The organism is Streptomyces sp. Ag82_O1-12 (assembly GCF_900182715.1).
GTDB lineage: Bacteria > Actinomycetota > Actinomycetes > Streptomycetales > Streptomycetaceae > Streptomyces > Streptomyces massasporeus.
This window is the reverse complement of record NZ_FXUW01000001.1, coordinates 5,675,336-5,695,747: the sequence shown is the minus strand read 5'-3', so window position 1 is coordinate 5,695,747 and position 20,412 is coordinate 5,675,336. Positions and strand designations below refer to the sequence as shown.

Annotated in this window: 21 protein-coding genes and 1 pseudogene; 8 read left to right on the top strand and 14 right to left on the bottom strand. The window is 71.0% G+C overall.

Annotated elements, in window-relative coordinates; genetic code table 11:
- The first annotated feature begins 79 nt into the window (after positions 1 to 79).
- Entirely contained in the window at positions 80 to 1,042 is a 963-nt protein-coding gene (locus tag QOL88_RS26290) for a GlxA family transcriptional regulator (RefSeq protein ID WP_097220255.1), read from the top strand.
- Between the two features lie 12 nt (positions 1,043 to 1,054).
- On the opposite strand, the gene QOL88_RS26285 is transcribed toward QOL88_RS26290, so the two are convergent.
- The 10 genes and pseudogenes from QOL88_RS26285 to QOL88_RS26240 all read right to left on the bottom strand — a co-directional run bounded on the left by QOL88_RS26285 (position 1,055) and on the right by QOL88_RS26240 (position 11,140).
- Positions 1,055 to 2,425: a bifunctional albaflavenone monooxygenase/terpene synthase gene (locus QOL88_RS26285; RefSeq protein ID WP_097220251.1), complete on the bottom strand. Its 1,371-nt coding sequence runs from the start codon at positions 2,423 to 2,425 to the stop codon at positions 1,055 to 1,057.
- Positions 2,422 to 3,507: an epi-isozizaene synthase gene (gene cyc1, locus QOL88_RS26280; RefSeq protein WP_097220248.1), complete on the bottom strand. Its 1,086-nt coding sequence runs from the start codon at positions 3,505 to 3,507 to the stop codon at positions 2,422 to 2,424. The genes QOL88_RS26285 and cyc1 overlap by 4 nt, the downstream gene beginning before the upstream one ends.
- Positions 3,508 to 3,802: 295 nt before the next feature.
- Complete coding sequence (gene def, locus QOL88_RS26275; protein WP_031108069.1) at positions 3,803 to 4,453, bottom strand: peptide deformylase; 651 nt, start codon at positions 4,451 to 4,453, stop codon at positions 3,803 to 3,805.
- Between the two features lie 126 nt (positions 4,454 to 4,579).
- Positions 4,580 to 5,560, bottom strand: coding sequence for a tetratricopeptide repeat protein (locus tag QOL88_RS26270; RefSeq protein ID WP_031108068.1), 981 nt, complete (start codon positions 5,558 to 5,560; stop codon positions 4,580 to 4,582).
- A 117-nt stretch (positions 5,561 to 5,677) separates the two neighbouring features.
- On the bottom strand, positions 5,678 to 6,925 hold the full coding sequence (locus tag QOL88_RS26265; protein ID WP_179878965.1) for an HD-GYP domain-containing protein: 1,248 nt from the start codon (positions 6,923 to 6,925) through the stop codon (positions 5,678 to 5,680).
- A pseudogene (locus QOL88_RS26260) lies at positions 6,922 to 8,260 on the bottom strand (HD-GYP domain-containing protein). Before QOL88_RS26260 ends, QOL88_RS26265 begins: the two are co-directional and overlap by 4 nt.
- A gap of 155 nt (positions 8,261 to 8,415) precedes the next feature.
- Positions 8,416 to 8,727 carry a mycothiol system anti-sigma-R factor gene (rsrA, locus tag QOL88_RS26255; protein ID WP_059416550.1) on the bottom strand — a complete coding sequence of 104 codons (312 nt, stop codon included), beginning with the start codon at positions 8,725 to 8,727 and terminating at the stop codon, positions 8,416 to 8,418.
- A complete protein-coding gene (sigR, locus tag QOL88_RS26250) occupies positions 8,724 to 9,410 on the bottom strand; it encodes an RNA polymerase sigma factor SigR (protein ID WP_097220242.1) in 687 nt (228 codons plus the stop codon). Before sigR ends, rsrA begins: the two co-directional genes overlap by 4 nt.
- Positions 9,411 to 9,666: 256 nt before the next feature.
- Positions 9,667 to 10,314, bottom strand: a complete 648-nt coding sequence (locus QOL88_RS26245; protein WP_097223193.1) for an alpha/beta hydrolase family protein — start codon at positions 10,312 to 10,314, stop codon at positions 9,667 to 9,669.
- Positions 10,315 to 10,324: 10 nt separating this feature from the next.
- Positions 10,325 to 11,140, bottom strand: coding sequence for an SOS response-associated peptidase (locus QOL88_RS26240; RefSeq protein ID WP_097220239.1), 816 nt, complete (start codon positions 11,138 to 11,140; stop codon positions 10,325 to 10,327).
- A 50-nt stretch (positions 11,141 to 11,190) separates the two neighbouring features.
- On the opposite strand from QOL88_RS26240, the gene QOL88_RS26235 reads away from it, so the two are divergent.
- From QOL88_RS26235 to QOL88_RS26220, 4 genes are all read left to right on the top strand, one after another.
- A complete protein-coding gene (locus QOL88_RS26235) occupies positions 11,191 to 11,913 on the top strand; it encodes a M50 family metallopeptidase (RefSeq protein ID WP_031108059.1) in 723 nt (240 codons plus the stop codon).
- A gap of 110 nt (positions 11,914 to 12,023) precedes the next feature.
- Positions 12,024 to 13,340: a 3-phosphoshikimate 1-carboxyvinyltransferase gene (gene aroA / locus QOL88_RS26230; protein ID WP_097220236.1), complete on the top strand. Its 1,317-nt coding sequence runs from the start codon at positions 12,024 to 12,026 to the stop codon at positions 13,338 to 13,340.
- 17 nt (positions 13,341 to 13,357) lie between these two features.
- A complete protein-coding gene (gene rsgA, locus QOL88_RS26225) occupies positions 13,358 to 14,368 on the top strand; it encodes a ribosome small subunit-dependent GTPase A (RefSeq protein WP_097220233.1) in 1,011 nt (336 codons plus the stop codon).
- Positions 14,369 to 14,506: 138 nt separating this feature from the next.
- A complete protein-coding gene (locus tag QOL88_RS26220; RefSeq protein ID WP_097220231.1) occupies positions 14,507 to 14,830 on the top strand; it encodes a DMT family transporter in 324 nt (107 codons plus the stop codon).
- A 7-nt stretch (positions 14,831 to 14,837) separates the two neighbouring features.
- Here the strand turns inward: QOL88_RS26220 and QOL88_RS26215 are convergent, their stop codons facing one another.
- The 4 genes from QOL88_RS26215 to QOL88_RS26200 all read right to left on the bottom strand — a co-directional run bounded on the left by QOL88_RS26215 (position 14,838) and on the right by QOL88_RS26200 (position 18,014).
- The gene (locus QOL88_RS26215; protein ID WP_097220227.1) at positions 14,838 to 15,443 is read right to left on the bottom strand and encodes a TetR/AcrR family transcriptional regulator; all 606 of its coding nucleotides are present in this window, start codon (positions 15,441 to 15,443) and stop codon (positions 14,838 to 14,840) included.
- 125 nt (positions 15,444 to 15,568) lie between these two features.
- Positions 15,569 to 16,360: an ABC transporter permease gene (locus QOL88_RS26210; protein WP_097220224.1), complete on the bottom strand. Its 792-nt coding sequence runs from the start codon at positions 16,358 to 16,360 to the stop codon at positions 15,569 to 15,571.
- A complete protein-coding gene (locus QOL88_RS26205) occupies positions 16,357 to 17,310 on the bottom strand; it encodes an ATP-binding cassette domain-containing protein (RefSeq protein ID WP_097220221.1) in 954 nt (317 codons plus the stop codon). Before QOL88_RS26205 ends, QOL88_RS26210 begins: the two co-directional genes overlap by 4 nt.
- A gap of 32 nt (positions 17,311 to 17,342) precedes the next feature.
- Positions 17,343 to 18,014, bottom strand: coding sequence for a DUF4097 family beta strand repeat-containing protein (locus QOL88_RS26200; RefSeq protein WP_097220219.1), 672 nt, complete (start codon positions 18,012 to 18,014; stop codon positions 17,343 to 17,345).
- 233 nt (positions 18,015 to 18,247) lie between these two features.
- On the opposite strand from QOL88_RS26200, the gene QOL88_RS26195 reads away from it, so the two are divergent.
- The 3 genes from QOL88_RS26195 to QOL88_RS26185 all read left to right on the top strand — a co-directional run bounded on the left by QOL88_RS26195 (position 18,248) and on the right by QOL88_RS26185 (position 20,341).
- Positions 18,248 to 18,988 carry a GbsR/MarR family transcriptional regulator gene (locus tag QOL88_RS26195; protein ID WP_097223192.1) on the top strand — a complete coding sequence of 247 codons (741 nt, stop codon included), beginning with the start codon at positions 18,248 to 18,250 and terminating at the stop codon, positions 18,986 to 18,988.
- A gap of 33 nt (positions 18,989 to 19,021) precedes the next feature.
- A complete protein-coding gene (gene hisN, locus QOL88_RS26190; protein ID WP_097220217.1) occupies positions 19,022 to 19,822 on the top strand; it encodes a histidinol-phosphatase in 801 nt (266 codons plus the stop codon).
- 129 nt (positions 19,823 to 19,951) lie between these two features.
- Complete coding sequence (locus QOL88_RS26185; protein ID WP_097220213.1) at positions 19,952 to 20,341, top strand: CBS domain-containing protein; 390 nt, start codon at positions 19,952 to 19,954, stop codon at positions 20,339 to 20,341.
- The last annotated feature ends 71 nt before the right edge of the window (positions 20,342 to 20,412 follow it).

The window sequence follows — 20,412 nt, the reverse complement described above, 5'->3', positions numbered from 1 at the left end:
CGCCGGTTGCTCCTTACCGTCAGTGGCAGTACTGCCGTAGACCCTCGAATTACTGCCAACGGCGAGGCACACTGGATCCATGCTGCAGAACGTGGCCGTCGCCCTCCTCGACGGCGTGAACCCCTTCGAACTCGGTGTGGTGTGCGAAGTCTTCGGCACGGACCGGAGCGACGAAGGCCTGCCGGTCTACGACTTCGCGGTCGCCTCGGCCGAGGGCCCGGTGCTGCGGATGAACTCGGGCTTCTCACTCCAGGTGGAGCACGGCCTGGAGCGGCTGGAGACGGCCGATCTGATCGCCGTGCCGGCGGGGCACAGCTATGCGTCCCGGGACTTCCCGCCGGAGCTGCTGGACGCGCTGCGCCGCGCGGTCGACCGCGGGGCGCGCGTGCTGAGCGTGTGCTCCGGTGTCTTCGTGCTGGCCGCGGCCGGGCTGCTGGACGGCCGCCGGTGCGCCACGCACTGGAAGCACGCGAAGGACCTCGCCCGGCAGTACCCGCACGTGGCCGTCGAGCCGGACGTGCTCTACGTCGACGAGGATCCGGTGATCACCTCAGCGGGCACGGCCGCCGGCATCGATGCCTGCCTCCACCTGGTGCGCAAGGAGCAGGGCACCGAGGTCGCCAACAAGATCGCCCGGCGGATGGTGGTGCCGCCGCACCGCGACGGCGGCCAGGCCCAGTACATCGAGCGCCCGCTCCCCGACGCCGAGGGCGACACGATCGGCGACGTGCTGGCGTGGATGGAGCGCCATCTCGACGAGGAGGTCACCGTCGAGCAGCTCGCCGTCCACGCCCACATGTCCCCGCGCACCTTCGCCCGCCGTTTCCAGCAGGAGACCGGGACCACTCCCTACCGCTGGATCCTGCGCCAGCGCGTGCTGCTGGCCCAGCGGCTGCTGGAGGCGACGGACGAGACCATGGACGCGATCGCCGGCCGCACGGGGTTCGGCAACGCGGCCACACTGCGCCACCACTTCGTCCGCGCCGTGGGGACGACCCCGAACGCCTACCGGCGGACGTTCAGGGGTCCCGAGGCGGCCTGAGCCCGGGGGCCCTCACCTCGCCACCGGCCGTACCCGCAGGTCGTGCGGCCGCAGCGTGATACCGACGCGGGTGGCGTCCTTCGACCCCGCCACCTGCTCGAAGCGGTACCGGGTGGCCAGCGCCGCCGTGACCAGCGTCAGCTGGGCCATCGAGAAGTGGTCGCTCGGGCACTTGCGGTTGCCGACGCTGAAGGGGCTCATGGCGTGCTTCGGGATGTCCTGGACCCGGTCCGGAAGCCAGCGGTCGGGGTCGAACTCCAGGTGCCGCTCGTACGACTTCGGGTCGCGCTGGATCGCGTACGGGCTGTAGATGATGTCCGCCCCGGACGGAATACTGTAGCCACCGAGTTCCGTGTCCCGCACCGCCCGACGGGTCAGAATCCAGACGGCCGGGCTCAAACGCATGGACTCGACGACGACATTGTTGGTGTGCCTGAGTCCTCGGACGTCTGCGAATGCCACCGGCCTCCCACCGGTGACGGCTTGCACTTCGTCATGCACCCGGTCGGCGTGTTCGGGATGCTCCGCGAGCATATGCAACAGCCACATGATCGTGGAGGCGATGGTTTCGCTCCCGGGGGTGAGGATCGCGACGACCTGATCGTGGATCTCCTGTTCCCCGATCGGGTCGCCATTCTCGTCCTTCGCCTCCAGCAATGCCGTCAGCAAATCGTCCGGCTTTTGACCGGATGCCCGGCGCTCGGCGACGATCTCGTCGACGAGGAGATGCAAATCGGCCAATGCCCGGTTGAATTCGCGATTGGCCGGGAGCGGCAGGTTGTAGAGCGGTCCGAGCGGGACCACCATCCGCCGGTACATGCCACGGAAGACGGTGGCGAGGGCGACGCACAGCCGCTCCGCCCGCTCGTCCATGTACTCGCCGCGCAGCAGACAGCGGGCCGCGATGCGCACGGCCACCCGGAAGGACTCGGACGTGCAGTCGATCGTCTCGCCGGGCTTCCAGCGCTCGGTGAGCGCGTGTGCCTCCTCCTCCATGATCGGGCCGTAGCCGGGGATCGCGTCGAGCCGGAAGGCGGGCTGGATGGTGCGCCGCTGGCGCCGGTGGCGCGGGCCGTTGGCCGTGGCCACGCCCTCCTTGCCGAGCAGGCCCTCCAGGGACTCCCACAGCGGTCCGGCGATGATGAAGTCGTTGCTCAGCGCCAGGGCGCCGGTCAGGGACGGGGCGGTGACCGCGTACACCGTCTTCGGCCCGAGCTTCAGCCGCACGACGTCGCCGTGCTCGCGCAGCCGGGACATGAAGGCCAGCGGGTCGCGGGCCAGCTTCCAGCCGTGCCCGAGCACGGGGACACCTCCGCCCGCCCGGGGCGGTTCCCGCGGCTCGATGGCCGGCGGGGTTTCGGGCTGCGCAGACTCGACGGTCATTTCTCACCTGCCGCTTCGTTGTTGACGTACGGGGGCGTGGACCGGTCGTCCCAGCTGTCGACCATGTACCGGCCGGACTCGTGGTGGAACCAGTAGACGGAGCTGAACCAGTTCCGCATGTTGCTCAGGCAGGCCCGCACGGCGGCGCTCAGTTCCTTTCCCCGCACGGATCCGTCGGCGAGGTCGTCGGCGAACTTCAGGGCTTCCTGCTCGACGTCGAGGAAATCGGTGATGCTTTTCTCGACTCGGCACCTGACTTCCACGACGGCCTGTTCCAGGGTCAGCCCCTCATGGGTGATGAGACTGATTCCGAGATTGTGCACCTCATCGCCCGCGATTTCCTTCGGGAGTGAGCACAGGTCGTTGTACCAGGCGGCGAATTCCTGGCTCAGCAGCGCCGCCCGCAGATACGCCGGGTGTTTCCGGACGGCCTCGGGGAGTTCACAGCCGGCGGTCGGCTCCAGCAGGTCCGTCCATATCCAGTGCGCGAAGGTGAGCCGACGCAGTTGCAGGTATTCCTCGACCGTCGGGACGATTCCCCGGGTGCGGTTGTGGAACTCCCGGTCGTACGCGTCGATCACCGCGTGGAAGTGCCGGGCGAACCGGAGGTTCCACGTCTGGGGCAGGAACCTGTACAGCCGCAGCACGCTGTCCGCGAACCCGGCGACCAGTGGGTCCTCGTGGTGCAGGTGCTCCCCGGGGGAGTCGAGGGCCGCGTGCAGCCGGTCCTTCAGCCGCCGCCAGGCGACAGGACGGCCGTGCACGATGTCGCGGTCGTGACGGTCGTCCCAGACGAAGAACCACGCGCTGTAGTCGGCGATCGCCTGCATGACCTCGTCGGAGGCGCCGATGTAGTACCCGGCCATGAGGTCGGTGTAGCAAAGGCCGTCGGCATATTCCTCCACCTTGTCCGCCGGCATGAGCCGCTTTTCGAGCAGCCAGGCCCGGGTCTTCTCCTGGCACTTCGGCCAATACGGGTGGAGTTGCCGGGGAAACTCCTCCTCGATCACCGGGAGGGAGAGCGATGGTGGAACTGCGATCGCCCCCGGTGTCGATGTGGTGCCGTGTGACAAAGCGTGCACGAACTAACCCCTCTCAGCCGCCAGTTGGCGCGGGCGCCCCTCCCTTCATGCCGGGCGTGCGCCGTTGCATACCCCGCTCATCCCATTCAGCACTACAACTGACCGTTCTGGGAACGCATTTGCTTCATTCACTCCCCCACAGTGCCGGGAACCTCCCGTTGTGTGGCTAGCGGCGGATCATCTGGCGAGCAGAAGCGATCGAACGTGCGACGGACAGGCGAACGGCACAGCCGAACGGCGCCTGTTCAGGGTGGGAAACCCGAACAGACGCCGTGTGCCTGGTGAGGCTGGGGTCTCAGTCGTTGGCCACGACCGGGTAGCGGGGCTCGTTCTCGGCCATCTGCCGCAGGGCGTCCTTGCGTTCGCGCTTGGAGAGCCGGTCGATGTACAGGTAGCCGTACAGGTGGTCCGTCTCGTGCTGCAAACACCGTGCGAAGTATCCGGTGCCGCGCACCTTGATCGGGTTGCCCTTCTCGTCCTGCCCGGTCACCTCGGCGTAGTCGGGCCGGGCGAGCGGCGCGTACGCCGTGGGCACCGACAGGCAGCCCTCGTTGCTGTCGTCCAGGCGGCGCTTGTCGGCGGGCAGCTCGACGAGCTTGGGGTTGCAGACGACGCCGGTGTGCCGGACGCCCTCGTCGTCGGGGCAGTCGTAGACGAAGACCTTCGCGTCGACGCCGATCTGGTTGGCGGCGAGGCCCACGCCCTCGGCGGTGCGCTGGCTGGCGAACATGTCCGCGACGAGCTGCTGGAACTCGTCTCCGAAGTCGGTGACGTCCTTGCACTCCTTGTGCAGCACCGGGTTCCCGACGACCGTGATCGGCCGCGAGGTCCCCCGCTCCCGCCAGGCAGCCTCGCGCTCCTCGCAGTCCTCCGTGTCGATCACGTACCCCTCGTCATCGACGGGGAGCACGCCCGCGCGCTGCTGATCGGTGTCCTGCTGAGCCATGACGTCCGTACGCCTTCCTGAACAAATCCAACCCGGGATGCTGATACAGGGTACGGGGAAGGAGCCCCGTCAGGGGCGCGGGGAACTGCGCGAACGACCACAACGGCGCTGCACCCGGCAACGCCGCTAACAGACCTCTTCCAGATCTCGCCAGTCCCGGGAATCAGGGCTGTCGGCCACCCACCCGTCCAGCAACCCCCTCACCAGCGCAGCCGGCGCGGCCAACCCGCACTCCCGCTCGGGAACCCACAGCTGCCCGTCCGTCCGGTGCCCCAGCGGCCCGGGATGCCCCGGCTCACTGTGATCGTGCGGATCGAGATGCTCCCCGTCGCCCTCGTCCGAGGGCATCCGGGACTCCGAGCACATCCGGCACAGCAACCGCACCGACGAGGACCAGTCCTCCGCGGCGAACCCGGCGTCCGCGGCCAGCTGCTCCAGTGCGTCCCGGTCCGCCTCCGTCGCCGCCTCCAGCAGCACCACCCACGTCGGCACGGGCGACGGCGCCCACAGCTCGATCTCGTCGAACACCGGGTACGTGTGCCCGGCGGCGGTCGTGCGCTCCCCGTGCGGCACCCCGTCGTGCAGGACGACCTCTCCCCAGCGCCGCCCGGACGACGGCAGCGGGATGGACAGCACCTCGATCCGCGCGGGATCCAGCCGCCGCCCCCACACGACCTCGGCCTCCCCCTCCGGGGACAGCCGTACGGCCGCGCTGCCGAGATCCATGCCGAGGGGTTCACCGGAGTCGTTGGCCGCCCCCGGCACCCGCAGCCCGTAGGCCTGCCAGGCACGCCGGGCCAGCGGCCAGTCCTGGAGCGCGGTCGCGGCGATGCCGACGTTCCACCAGTCGGGCGCGCCGGTGTCCCGGTCGAGCAGCGCCACGGCCCTGAGTCCGGCCGCCCGCGCCTGCTCCCAGTCGTGCCGGAACTTGTGCAGCAGCGCGAGGTTGAACCAGGACTCGGAAAGCCAGGGCTCCAGATCGGCGGCACGTGTCAACAGTGCGCCCGCGTCCTCGTACCGGCCGTCGCCGATGAGGGTGAACGCGCGGTCCGTGGCCTGCCGCCAGGAGGCGGAGGGCCGGTGCCGTCCCTTGCCGAAGATCCTCACGATTCCCGCCTGCCAGTTCCGTGCGGTGGGCTGGCCGTAGCTGTGTTTCGAGCCCCCGGACACCTTCTCCTTCGCATCCAACCACGTACGGCCTCGAGGGCGCTCATTACCCATGGGTTACCCAGCCACGGGCAGGGTCAGACTGCTCCTTGCCAGTACGCGGGCCAGTGATTCCACCACCTCCGGGGCGTACGTCCCGGCGGTGGCGAGCCGGAGTTCCTCCAGCGCCGTCAGCGGCCCGCCGGGCCCTCCTTCCCGGGACTTCTCCTCGTACGCGTTCACGGCCCGGACGATTTGCGCGGCGAGCGGCTGCTCGGCGTAGGGGTCGGCCTGCCGTTCCACGACGACGGCCACCGCCTCGTCGACGCCCGTCTGCCGGACGACGGCTCCGCCGAGCAGGGCGATCCGCCGCTGCTCCGCCGCGGGCAGCGCGGCGGTGGCGCCCGACGGAACGGGGTCGACGAGGCTCAGCTGGCCGATGTCGTGCATGAGCGCGGCGTACTCCAGCACGCCGAGCTCGGGCTCGGTCAGCCCCAGGTCACGCCCCACCGCCTTGCTGACCACGGCGACGCGCCGGGCATGCCCGGCCGGGGTGTATCCGGCGACCTCGGTGGCCCGGGCGAGGGAGGCGATGGTCTGCCGGTAGGTCGCCCGGACGGCGGCGTACCGGCGGAACGCCATCTGGGCGAGCAGCAGCGGCACGGAGAAGACGGGCAGCGCCCACAGCCCCACCACGGCGACCGCCAGCGCCATCACCGCCCCGGTCGCGATGACGGCGGAGCCGATGCCGTACACGGCCCGCAGCTCGTCCCGCAGCACCGGCCCGAAGGGCCAGCCGGTGCGAGTGTGAGCCAGGGCGGCGGCGAACACCGCGTCGCACAGCGCGGTCAGGGACAGCAGCGCGAGGAGCAGCAGGGCGTAGGCGGGACCGCCCCAGTCGTCGAACATGCCCCGGTTGTACGGGGGCTGGAAGCACACGGCGACGAATCCGACGGTGAGCACGCGGCGCGCCAGGTGGTCGAGGGTGGGCCCCTGCCCGCGTGCGACGTGCGGGACGCTGCCGAGCAGGGAGGCGGCCAGCACGACGGCGACGACCTGGGCGGGGCCGTGGTGGGTGGCCCGTCCGCCGGCTTCCCCGAGCAGGGCGTAGGAGAGGGCCGCGGCGGCCCCGAGGGGCGCCGGTTCCCGGACCCGGGCGCCGTTGCGGCGGGTGAGCTCACCGACGGTGACGAGGACGCCGAAGGCGAGGGCGACCCGGGGTTCGTCCAGGCCGTGGACGAAGGTGACGGCGAGGGAGCCGGTCGCGAAGAGGGCGGCGCAGGCGTGGACGAGAGTGAGGAGCGGTGGCGGCCGGTACGCCCTCATCGGTGCGCTCCCGGGCGGCCGGCCAGGCGGGTGCCGGGCGGGGGCACGCGGGACGGGCGGGTCTCCTCGTCGTCGGCGGTCACGGCGGGGTGCCATCCCGTGCGCCCGACGGCCTCGACGAGCGCCGCGACCATCACCGGGTCGAACTGGCTGCCCGCGCACCGCTCCAGCTCCGCCAGGGCCACGGAGACGGGCCGGGCCCTGCTGTAGCTGCGGGTGGAGGTCATGGCGTCGAAGGCGTCCGCGACGGCCACGACCCGCGCCGACTCGGGGATCTGACGGCCCACCAGGCCGTAGGGGTAGCCGCTGCCGTCGAGCCGCTCGTGATGGTGCAGCACGGCGGCGCGGGCCTCGCCGAGGAAGCCGATGCCGCGCACCATCTCGTGCCCGTACTCCGGGTGCAGCTCGATCACCCGCCGCTCCTCGGGTGTCAGCGGCCCGTCCTTCCTGAGCAGCCGGGTGGGCACGCCCAGCTTGCCCACGTCGTGCAGGATCCCGGCGAAACGGAGCACCTCCACGCGTTCGTCGGCCATGCCCAGCTCGCGCGCGATCATCATGGAGGCCTGCCCGACGCGCTCGCTGTGCCCGCGGGTGTACCCGTCCTTGATGTCGACGGCCTGCACCAGCGCCCGGATGGTCGCCTGATGGGCGGCGCGTTCCCGGTGGTACTGCGCGAACGCCCACCACGAGACACACATGGGCAGCAGGACGAGCAGCGCGGAGACGGGCCCGTAGGGGCTGCGCCACAGGACGGCCATCATCAGCCCCGGCGAGGCCGTGCACGGCGATCGGTGCGAGCGAGCGGGCCACCAGGCCGCGCCAGGCCCGCCGCAGCGGCACCCGCTCCGCCACGGCCAGGATGCCGCCGTCCAGCAGCGCGAGCACCAGGCAGAACGCCAGCACGGCCGCTCCGGCCGGACCGAGGGCGTACGGGACGTCGCCCGCGGCGACCGCGTCCTGCCCGCCGAGCAGCCGGTGCACCTCGGCCGCGGCCCGCACCCCGAGGACGAGCTGTGCGGCCCGCCAGACACGTCGCAGCGCCACGGGCCGCTGCGCGACCTGCGAGAGCAGTGCGCCGGGCACGACCACCAGCGCCGCGGCGGGCGCCGGCAACAGGAAGGCGCCGGCGAGCAGTACGGGGTAGAAGGTCCCGGCCGGGTGGGAGATCCCCACGAACCGGGACCGGGCCACGCGCTCGCACCCCGCGTACAGCGCCGCGAGCAGCGCGGCCGCCCACCAGGGCGTGCGGACGCCCGGCAGTGGCAGCAGGCAGAGCAGTGCGGCCATGGCGGCACAGGCGATGTAGACACGTGCCCGTGCCGGTACCGCTTCCATGAGCCCCTCCCCCGGCCATGTCCGTCAGGCATCGGAGCCTAGGGCGGCGGCAGGGGGGTTCGTGGGGCGATAACCCTCGGATTAGCACGTTCGAGTGACGTGTTCGAGGGTGACTACCCGCGGCAGACGCGGGGTAGTTGAAACGCGCAGGAGTGTCAGGACTCCTGGGGCGTGGCGGGCGAGGCCGTGACGTCCTGGTCGGGGACGGCCTGGCCGGAGCGGATCAGCTCGATCCGCCCCATGACCTTGTCCCGCAGGTCGCCCGGCACGTCGTCATGCCCGCAGCAGCGCTTGACGAGCTTCTTCACGGCTTGCTCGAGCCCGTACTTCTCGAGGCAGGGCGAGCACTCCTCGAAGTGGTGCTCGAACTTCACGCAGTCCGAGTCCGGCATCTCACGGTCGAGGAACTCGTAGAGATGATCGAGGATTTCGCTGCAATCCGTCTCGTGCGGCTCTCCGCAGCTCATGACCCCGAGCCTTTCGCTTCGTTCGACTCTCCGGCACCGGCCGGGACCATCCCGCGGTCACGGGCGTAGTCCTCCAGCATGCCGCGCAGCTGACGGCGGCCCCGGTGCAGCCGGGACATCACCGTACCGATGGGTGTCCCCATGATGTCGGCGATCTCCTTGTAGGCAAAGCCCTCGACGTCCGCGAGATACACGGCGATGCGGAACTCCTCGGGGATCGCCTGGAGCGCCTGCTTCACGTCCGAGTCGGGCAGGTGGTCGAGCGCCTGCGACTCCGCGGAGCGCAAGCCCGTCGACATGTGCGACTCGGCGCGGGCGAGCTGCCAGTCCTCGATCTCCTCGGCCGCGGAGCGCTGAGGTTCGCGCTGCTTCTTGCGGTACGAGTTGATGAAGGTGTTGGTGAGGATCCGGTACAGCCACGCCTTGAGGTTGGTGCCCTCGCGGAACTGGTGGAAGGACGCGTACGCCTTGGCATACGTCTCCTGCACCAGGTCCTCGGCGTCGGCCGGGTTGCGCGTCATGCGCAGCGCGGCCGAGTACATCTGGTCGAGGAACTCGAGCGCGTCCCGCTCGAAGCGCGCATTGCGCTCCGCGGCCGTCTCCGCGCCCGTGCCGCCCTGGCCCTCGGGCTGCTCCGCCTGGCCGTTTTCGGTCCCTGCGTCGGTCCCTGTGACCGGACCCACCTCCTCGCGTGTTCTCGTGAGACCGAGACCGGTCTCACCCGAATCGGAGGATAGACGACGATCCGGTCCGCCCGCCGCCCGAACAGGGGCGGTCCTGGCCGCGTGCAGCACCGTCCAGTCCAGGTCGGCGCGGCTGCTGCGGGGCGGGCAGATGGTCGAACCCATGCGGCGGACTCCCTCTCCTACGACGTCGGCGCTGGTCTCCAGCACGTACGTCCCGCACAACAGTGACCGCCGCCCCGGCATTCCCGAGGCTTTACCCGAGTGACCCGGTCCACTCCACGACCGCGTCCGTGATGACCGCCACGGCCTCGTCCTGCGAGATGTCGGCACGTTTCGGCACGGCGAAGCCATGATCCCCGTACGGGATCTCCACGAGCGCGTACGTCCCCTCGGGGAACTCCGCCGGCTTGCCGAACGGGTCGTTGCCGCCCTGCACGACCAGGGTGGGCACCCCGGAACCCAGCAGCTCGTCGGCGCGGGACTTCTCCGGCTTGCCCGGGGGGTGGAGCGGGAAGCTGAGCGCGAGCACGGCGTGGGCGCCCAGCTCGGTCGCGGTGCGGCAGGCCACCCGGGCCCCGGCGCTGCGTCCGCCGGAGACCACCGGCAGCCCGGACTTCGCCAGCGCGGGCCAGATGCCGCGCCAGCCGGCGTCCAGGGTCCTCGGCGCGGGCGCCAGCTTCTTCCCGGCCACCCGCCAGGGCTGCTCCACCCGGGCGACGGTCACACCGTGGGCGGGCAGGACCTCGGCCAGGGCCGTCAGGTCGCGGGCCTCGATGCCGCCGCCCGCGCCGTGGCTGACGGCGAGGACCAGCCGGGCCTGCTTCGCCTCGTGCCAGGTGATACGGGCGGTTCCGGCGTCGGTCTCGACGGTCTCGGTGGTCGTGCTGGTCGCCTTCGTCACATGCGTCACATCAGAAGAGTGTGCCCTCTTCGGGCCCCTCCAGCTCCTTCAGCAGCTCCGGCCCGTTGTTGCGGACGTTGCTGACGGCCGTGGCGACCGGGTAGGCGCGCATCAGCCCGGCGGGCGGCGGGGCGAGCAGCTCGCGCAGGTCGTCGGCGTCCGTGCGGGACGGGTCCAGCCAGGCGTCCCAGCGGTCGGGCGTCAGCATCAGCGGCATCCGGGGGTGGATCTCGGCGAGCGCCCGCGGCCCGTCGGCCGGGGACACCGCGAGCGGGCTCTGCTCGGCCTCCGTGGTGATGACCGAGCACGTCACCCACCAGGCCTGCGGGTGGTCGTCCGGCAGCGTCTTGTCCCGCCAGAACTCGTACAGCCCGGCCATGGCGAAGACCGACCCGTCGGCCGGTGTCACGAAGTAGGGCTGCTTGCGGGGCCGCTTCTTCTTGCCCTCGACCTCCAGCTCGCGCTCCTGGGAGCCGGTGACCCACTCGTAGTAGCCGTCGGCGGGAAGGATGCAGCGCCGGGAGGTGAAGGCGCGGCGGTAGGAGGGCTTCTCGTGGACGGTCTCCGCGCGGGCGTTGATCATGCGGGCGCCGCCCTCGGGGGTCTTCGACCAGGACGGGACGAGTCCCCACTTCAGCGTGCGCAGCTGCCGAACCGGGCGCGGGTCGTCCGCGTCTTTCAGGGGGCGGTCCAGGACGGCGTAGACCTCTTTGGTGGGCGCCACGTTGTAGTCCGGCGCGAGGGTCTCCTCGGGCTCCCACTTCTCGATCTCGAAGATTCCTGCGAGATCCTCTGGCCTACGACTCGCCGAATACCGTCCGCACATACGTGCCACACTGCCAGATCCCATCCGCCCACAGGGAGCCAACGCCGCACATGGACAGCACCGCAACCGCCTCGCTCGCCTCCCTCTGGGACGAGGTGTCCGGCACGCAGCCCGACCCCGACCTGTGGGTGGTGATCGCGACCCTGGGCGCCGCGCTCGCCGTGGTGATCCCGCACGGCCTGTGGCGCATCTCCCGCAACGCCATCACCATCGCCCACGAGGGCGGCCACGGGCTCGTGGCCCTGCTGACCGGCCGCACCCTCACCGGCATACGCCTGCACTCGGACACCAGCGGCCTGACCGTCAGCCGCGGCAAGCCGCACGGCATCGGCATGATCCTGACCGCCGCCGCGGGCTACACCGCCCCGCCCCTGCTGGGCCTGGGCGGGGCGGCCCTGCTGGGCGGCGGCCGCATCACCCTCCTGCTGTGGCTGGCCACGGCCCTGCTCCTGGCCATGCTCGTGATGATCCGCAACGCCTACGGCGCCCTGACCATGCTCGTCACCGGCGGTCTGTTCGTGCTGGTGTCCTGGCTGGCCGGGCCTCAGGTCCAGGCGGCGTTCGCGTACGCGGTGGTGTGGTTCCTGCTGATCGGCGGAGTCCGCCCGGCCTTCGAACTCCAGGCGAAGCGGGCGCGGGGCGGGGCGGGCGACTCGGACGCGGACCAGTTGTCGCGGCTGACGCACGTACCGGCGGGGCTGTGGTTCTTCCTCTTCCACGCGGTGTCGTTGTGCTCGCTGATCGGCGGCGGGCGCTGGCTGCTGGAGATGTGACAGCCGGCCCGAGGGGCGCGTGGCCCCCGCGGTGTGCGGCCTCACCACGCGGGCGCGACCGGCGCCGACGGCGCCGCACTCGGAAGTCGGCTGGCTTATAAAGTGGGGCCATGGCCCCGAACACCGCAGACACCGCCCTCTGGCCCGCCCCGCACGCGAGCGGAGCCGTCGACGCGACGGTCCACGTGCCCGGGTCCAAGTCGGTCACCAACCGTGCCCTGGTCCTCGCCTCCCTCGCCTCCGAGCCCGGCTGGCTGCGCCGCCCCCTGCGCTCCCGGGACACCCTGCTGATGGCCGGGGCACTGCGCGCGATGGGCATCGAGATCGAGGAAGGCGTGGGCCCCGACGGCACCGGCGAGGCCTGGCGGGTGATCCCCACGGGCCTGCGCGGCCCGGCCACGGTCGACGTCGGCAACGCCGGCACGGTGATGCGGTTCCTGCCGCCGGTCTCCACGCTCGCCGACGGCTCCGTCCGGTTCGACGGCGACCCCCGCTCCTACGAGCGTCCGCTGAACGGCGTCATCGACGCGCTGCGTCAGCTCGGTGCCCGGATCGACGACGACGGTCGCGGCGCCCTGCCGATGACCGTGCACGGCAACGGCGCCCTCGAAGGCGGCACAGTCACCGTGGACGCCTCCTCCTCGTCCCAGTTCGTGAGCGCCCTGCTGCTGTCCGGGCCGCGCTTCAACCAGGGCGTCGAGGTCCGCCACACCGGCGCCACGCTGCCCTCCATGCCGCACATCCGCATGACCGTCGACATGCTGCGCGCGGTCGGCGCCCAGGTGGACACGCCCGAGTCGGGCGGCGAGCCGAACGTGTGGCGGGTCTCGCCGGGGGCCCTGCTCGGCCGGGACCTGGTCATCGAGCCGGACCTGTCGAACGCCCAGCCGTTCCTCGCGGCGGCCCTGGTGACCGGCGGCAAGGTCGTCGTCCCGGACTGGCCCTCCCGCACCACGCAGCCCGGTGACCGGCTGCGCGAGATCTTCACCGAGATGGGCGGCTCCTGCGAACTGACCGAGTACGGGCTGGTGTTCACCGGCTCCGGCTCGATCCACGGCATCGACGTCGACCTGGGCGAGGTCGGCGAGCTGACGCCGGGCATCGCGGCGGTCGCGGCCCTCGCGGACTCCCCGTCGACCCTGCGCGGCGTAGCCCATCTGCGGCTGCACGAGACGGACCGGCTGGCCGCGCTGACCAAGGAGATCAACGAACTCGGCGGCGACGTCACAGAGACCGCCGACGGTCTGCACATCCGCCCGCGCCGACTGCACGGCGGGATCTTCCACACCTACGACGACCACCGCATGGCCACGGCCGGCGCGATCATCGGACTCGCGGTGGAGGGCGTGCAGATCGAGAACGTGGCGACCACGGCCAAGACCCTGCCCGACTTCCCCGATCTGTGGACCGGGATGCTCGGGGCGTAGGACGCGGGGATAAGGTCATGCGCCGCTACGGCAAGCACACCGACGAGGACGACATCCGCACCCGTCCGGGCCGCCGGAACACCCGGCCCCGGACGAACATCCGCCCCAAACACGAGGACGCCGCCGAGGGCCTGGTCCTCACCGTCGACCGGGGCCGCCTGACCTGCCTCGTCGGGGACCGTGTGGTCCTGGCGATGAAGGCCCGCGAGCTCGGCCGCAAGGCCGCGGTCGTCGGCGACCGGGTGGCCATCGTGGGCGACCTGACGGGCAAGAAGGACTCACTCGCGAGGATCGTGCGCATCGAGGAACGCACCTCCGTCCTGCGCCGCACGGCGGACGACGACGATCCCTACGAGCGCGTGGTCGTGGCCAACGCCGACCAGCTGGCCGTCGTCACCGCCCTGGCCGACCCGGAGCCCCGCCCCCGGCTGATCGACCGCTGCCTGGTCGCGGCCTACGCCGGCGGCCTGGAGCCGCTGCTGGTCCTGACCAAGTCGGACCTCGCCCCGCCCGACGAGCTGCTGGAGCTGTACGGCCACCTCGACATCCCCTACGTCGTGACCAGCCGCGAGGAACTGCAGAGCGGCACCGCCCTCGCCCGCGTGCGCGAGCAGCTCGACGGCAAGATCACCGCGTTCGTCGGACACTCCGGCGTCGGCAAGACGACTCTGGTCAACTCGCTGGTGCCGGAGGACCAGCGGCGTACGACCGGGCACGTGAACGCGGTGACGGGCCGCGGGCGCCACACCACCACCTCGGCGTTGGCGCTGCCGCTGTCGGGCAACAACGGCTGGGTCATCGACACACCGGGCCTGCGGTCCTTCGGGCTGCACCACGTGGACCCGTCCCAGGTCATCCACGCCTTCCCCGATCTGGAGCCCGGCACCGAGGGCTGCCCGCGCGCGTGCAGCCACGACGAGCCGGACTGCGCGCTGGACGCGTGGGTGGCCGAGGGACACGCGGATCCGGCGCGGCTGTACTCGCTGCGCCGGATGCTGTCCACGCGCGAGCGCAAGGAAGGCGACTGACCTCCGCGTTGTTTGTCCTGGCGGGCGGACGGTAAGTGCATAATCGCACCCAAGCCGGACCCAAGCCTGGCCACTGCCTGACGAGCGCGACGAAACTGACGAAGCGGTCACTGAACGTGGGATACGGGAGGACGACTCATGGCGTGGCTGCTGGTCATCGTGGCCGGGATGCTCGAGACCGGCTTCGCGGTGTGTCTGAAGCTGTCGCACGGCTTCACCCGGCTGTGGCCGACGGTCGCGTTCTGCGTCTTCGCCCTCGGCAGCTTCGGACTGCTGACCCTGGCGCTGAGACGGCTCGACGTGGGTCCCGCGTACGCGGTGTGGACCGGCATCGGGGCGGCGGGTACGGCCATCTACGGCATGATCTTCCTGGGCGACCTGGTGTCCACACTGAAGATCGTGTCGATCAGTTTCGTCATCATCGGTGTGATCGGGCTGCAGTTGTCGGGGTCGGCACACTGACGCTCCGTCACCCCGTCTGCCGTTGAAGGGCGCTGCGGACCAGATCGGCGACGCCGCCCTCGCCGGGTGGCGCGGCCACGCACGACAGGGCGAGCCGGACGGCGAGTTCGCAGGAGCGGGCCAGGTCGGCGGAGTCGGACGTGGCCGTGCCGGGGGCGGCCAGGAGGCCGACGGCCCGGTCGCGGACGAGGGCGACGAAGTCGCCGGGTGAGGGCAGCGGCCCGTCGGCGCGGCGCTGGGCCGGCACGGCGGAGGCGGACTGCACGGCCGCCAGGGCCGGGGCGGGCAGCCGCTCGCTCCAGCAGCCGGTGAGCATGGCGCGGACGAGGAGGTTCTCCCGGGCCGCTGAAGCGGTCCACTCGGCGGTGGCCGCGAGCCGGTCGCGGGGATCGCTGTGCCCGGCGAGAGCGCGGTCCACCCCGGCGAGAAATCCGTCGGCCTCTCTCCTGACGAGCGCCCGGGCGAGACCGTCCTTGCTGCCGAACTCGTTGTACAGCGTCTGCCGGGACACTCCGGCCGCCGCGGCCACGTCCACCATCCGTACGGCGGACCACGGCCGGCGCACGAGCGCCGTGTACGCGGCGTCCAGTAGAGATTCCCGCGCTGCAGGCATCTTCGCCTCCCCTTGGGGCGAGCGGTCTGCGCCCAGATTTGACGCGCGTGGAACCACTGTCAAGGGTTCGCGAGCGCGCTTGGGGGCGCGTTTCGGCCTTGTCGCGCGGGGCATCGGCCCGGGGGCTACTTCGGGTCGTCGTTGAACTTCGCGGCCGACCAGAAGTAGCCGAGTACCGCGAGGCCGAGGCACCAGGCGAGGGCGAGCCATCCGTTGTGGCCGATCCCGGTGCCGAGCAGCAGGCCGCGCAGGGTCTCGATGGCCGGGGTGAAGGGCTGGTACTCGGCGATCGGCTGGAACCAGCCCGGCATCGCGTCGAGCGGGACGAAGGTGCTGGACAGCAGCGGCAGCAGGATCAGGGGCATCGCGTTGTTGCCGGCGGCCTCGGCGTTGGGGCTGACCAGGCCCATGCCGACCGCGATCCAGGTGAGCGCGGTCGCGAACAGCACGAGCAGTCCGAAGGCCGCGAGCCACTCCAGGACGGTGGCGTCGGTGGAGCGGAATCCGATGGCCACACCGACGGCGCCGACGAGCATCACGCTGATGACCGCCTGCAGCACGCTGCCGACGACGTGCCCGATGAGGACCGAGCCGCGGTGGATGGCCATGGTCCGGAAGCGGGCGATGATGCCCTCGGTCATGTCGTTGGAGACGGAGACCGCGGTGCCGATCGTGGTGCTGCCGATGGTCATCAGCAGCAGGCCGGGGACGACGAAGGCGATGTACGCGGAGCGGTCCGGACCGCCACCGCCGATGCCCGCACTCATGGTGTCGCCGAAGATGTAGACGAAGAGCAGCAACAGCATGATCGGTGTAAGCAGCAGGTTCAGGGTGAGGGACGGGTAGCGCCGGGCGTGCAACAGGTTGCGGCGCAGCATGGTGGCCGAGTCGCGCACGGCGAACGAGAGGGAAGTCATCGGGCCGTCTCCTTGGGCTGGTCGGTGTTGCCCGTCAGGGCGAAGAACACGTCGTCGAGGTCGGGGGTGTGCACGGTCAGTTCGTCCGCTTCGACACCTGCGGTGTCGAGACGGTCGAGGATGGCGCGCAGCGCGCGCTGGCTGCCGTCGCTGGGGAGTTGGAGGGCGAGGGCTTCGTCGTCGCGGGTGATGTCGCCGAGGGCGGTGGCGGCGTTCCGGTAGGCGGTGGGGTCGGTGAAGCGGAGCCGGACGTGTCCGCCGGGGACGATCCGTTTGAGTTCCTCGGCGGTGCCTTCGGCGGCGAGGATGCCGTGGTGGAGGACGGCGATGCGGTCGGCGAGTTCGTCGGCTTCCTCCAGGTACTGGGTGGTGAGGAAGACGGTGACGCCGGTGGTGACGAGGTCGCGGATGATCCGCCACATGGTGTGGCGGGCGCGGGGGTCGAGGCCGGTGGTGGGTTCGTCGAGGAAGATGATCCTGGGGTCGCCGACCAGGGTCATGGCGATGTCGAGGCGGCGTTTCATGCCGCCGGAGTAGGTGGAGGCGGGCTTCTTCGCGGCGTCGGTGAGGTCGAAGCGCTCCAGCAGCTCGGCGGCGACGCGGCGTCCCTCGCGTTTGGGCAGGTGGTGCAGGTCCGCCATGAGGAGCATGTTCTCCTCGCCGGTGATCAGGCCGTCGACCGCGGAGAACTGACCGGTCACCCCGATCGCGGCGCGTATGGCCTGCGGGTCGGCGGTGAGGTCGTGGCCGCCGACCCGGATCTCGCCGCTGGTCGGGTCCGGCGAGATGAGGGTGGAGAGGATCTTCACGGCGGTGGTCTTGCCGGCGCCGTTCGGACCGAGGAGGGAGAAGATCGTTCCTTCCGGGACGGCCAGGTCGACGCCGTCCAGGACGGCCTTGTCACCGTAGGACTTCCGCAGTCCGTTCGCCGCGATGGCCAGATCGGTCATGAGAGGTACTCCTCAGGAGGGGCGGCGGGTTTCTAGAGGCTGCGGGCGGTGATGTCGCCCTGGGCGGTGGTCGCGTGGATGGCCAGGTCGGCGGCGGCGCCGTCGGCGTTCTTGAGGGCGTTGTGGATCCGGCCGTGGCCGGTGCCGGCGTCGAGGGAGGCGGAGACGCCGTGGGCGGCGGCTACGGTGATGTCGCCCTGCTCGGTGCGCAGCGCGACGGTGCCGGATGCGGCCTCGGCGATGCGGAGGTCGCCCTTCTGGGTGCTGATCTCGGCGGGGCCGCCCAGACGGCCGACGGTGATGTCGCCGGCGAGCAGGGTGAGGCGGGCGCTGCCGGTCTCGTCGAGCTTGACCGTGCCCTGGGCCGCGTCGAAGACGACGTCGCCGAGCCGTCCGACGCCGCGCAGGTCTGCGGCGGCGCCCTTGGCCTGGACGCGGGATCCTGCGGGCAGTTGGACGGTGACCTCGACGGATCCGCTGTGGCCGAGGATGCGGTTCTTGGCCGCGGGGGCCTCGATCCGCAGGACGCCGTCGTGGTGGGCGATCTCGATGTGCTGCGCCGCCTTGATGTCGCGGCTCCTGGCGGGGTCCGCGGGCAGGACCTCGACGGTGGTGTCGGTCCGGTCGGCGGCGATGAGGCGGATGCGTCCGGCGGGGATGTCCAGGACGGCCGAGACGGGGGCGGGGCTGTCGAACCTCTGCATCGTTGCTCTCCTTGGTCTGGCTTCGTTCCGTCGTTTCCAACGATGGAAAAGCTACGTTGCATTCACACAGCAGGCAACAACGTCGTTGCACAAGAAGTCAGTCATCGCAGCTCAAAGCCGAGATTTCATTGCAACGACCTTGCCGCCTAACGCAACAACACCACTCAGCCCGTTGCAATGAAATGAAGATGAACGCTATGGTGCGGACATCACGCACGACGAAGGAGGCCGCGATGCCGGGAGGCAGACTCACTCAGCAGGAGCGCCAGCAGATCGCGCTGGGACTGGCCGACGGCCTCGCCTACGCGGAGATCGCCCGGCGCCTGGACCGCCCGACCTCGACGATCACCCGCGAGGTCATGCGCAACGGCGGCCCCACGGCCTACCGCGCCGACCTGGCCCATCGCGCCACGGAACGCCGTACCCGCCGCAAACAGGCCGCGCCACGGGACCCGAAGGCGCTCCCGCAGACCGACGGACGGGACGCCGAGGCCGTGCGCGAGTACGAGGAGACGTTCACCACCGTCATGATGGGGTCGGGTATGCCGAAGATGATGTCCCGCGTGATGGCCTGCCTCTGCATGACCGACTCGGGCAGCCTCACGGCCTCCGAACTGGCCCAGCGCCTCCAGGTCAGCCCGGCCTCGGTGTCCAAGGCGGTCGCGTACCTCGACAGCCAGGGTTTCGTCCGCCGGGAGGCCGATCAGGGCCGCCGGGAGCGCTACGTCGTCGACGACGACATCTGGTACCGGTCGATGCTGGCCAGCGCACAGGCCATCGCCAGGGTCGTCGACACCGCACGGCAGGGCGTCGGCATCCTCGGCCCCGGCACTCCGGCCGGCGCACGCCTCGAGAACGTCGCCCGTTTCCTCGACTTCGTCTCCGAGAGCTCCGCCCGCGCCGCGGAGCAGGCACGCGACATCCTCCACACCAAGCCCGCGACCGCTTCCGACTCCCCCACAAACCCCCTGTAGCCCCACCGCCACCTCGGCAGATAGGTTCGTTGCATGCCCGACTACCTCGACGACCTGCGTCTCGCCCACGTCCTCGCCGACGCCGCCGACGCCGCGACGATGGACCGGTTCAAGGCCCTCGACCTCAAGGTCGAGACCAAACCGGACATGACTCCGGTGAGCGAGGCGGACAAGGCCGCGGAGGAACTCATCCGCGGCCACCTCGGGCGCGCCCGCCCCAGAGACGCGATCCTCGGCGAGGAGTACGGCGTCGAGGGCACCGGCCCTCGCCGCTGGGTGATCGACCCGATCGACGGCACCAAGAACTACGTGCGCGGCGTTCCCGTCTGGGCCACGCTCATCTCGCTGATGGAGGCCGGCGAGGGCGGCTTCCAGCCCGTCGTCGGCGTCGTGTCCGCCCCCGCCCTCAACCGTCGCTGGTGGGCCGCGAAGGGCCATGGCGCGTTCTCCGGCCGCAGCCTCACCAAGGCCTCCCGGTTGCAGGTCTCCCGCGTCTCCAAACTCTCCGACGCCTCCTTCTCGTACTCCTCGCTGAGCGGCTGGGAGGAGCAGGGCCGCCTGGACGGCTTCCTGGACCTGACCCGCGAGGTATGGCGCACACGCGCGTACGGCGACTTCTGGCCGTACATGATGGTCGCGGAAGGCGCCGTCGACATGTGCGCCGAGCCGGAACTGTCCCTGTGGGACATGGCCGCCACCGCCATCGTCGTCACCGAGGCGGGCGGCACCTTCACCGGCCTCGACGCCCGCCCGGGCCCCCACAGCGGCAACGCGGCCGCGTCGAACGGCCTGCTGCACGACGAGTTGCTCGGGTATCTCAATCAGCGCTACTGAGCCCCCCGTTGTTACCGAGCGCCCCCTTGTTGACCCTCCCTTTGCCTGCCACCCTGAGAGTCCCCCCACTTGTGAATTTGTGAAATCCTGAACGAACGGTGGGGAGACTCCCAGGAGGTGGCTGCATCCATGCTCGTCCGTGACGCCATGACCACTGTCGTCCTCACCATCGGCCCGACCCACACCCTGCGCCAGGCCGCGGCGCTGATGTCCGCGCGCAAGGTCGGGGCGGCCGTCGTCCACGACCCCGACGCCGGCATCGGCATCCTCACCGAACGCGACATCCTCAACTCCGTGGGCCTCGGCCAGGACCCGGACGCGGAACGCACCCACGCCCACACCACCAACGACGTCGTGTTCGCCGCGCCGGCCTGGACCCTGGAGGAGGCGGCGGCCGCCATGGCGCACGGCGGCTTCCGGCACCTCATCGTGCTGGACGGCGGCGAACCCGCCGGCATCGTCTCGGTCCGCGACATCATCCGCTGCTGGGCACCGGCACCACAGCGGGTTCCGGCGTAACCACGCGGACGGGCCGGACCCCCGAAGAGGGCCCGGCCCGTCCGCCACCGCAAGCGATCCAGCGCCGGAGT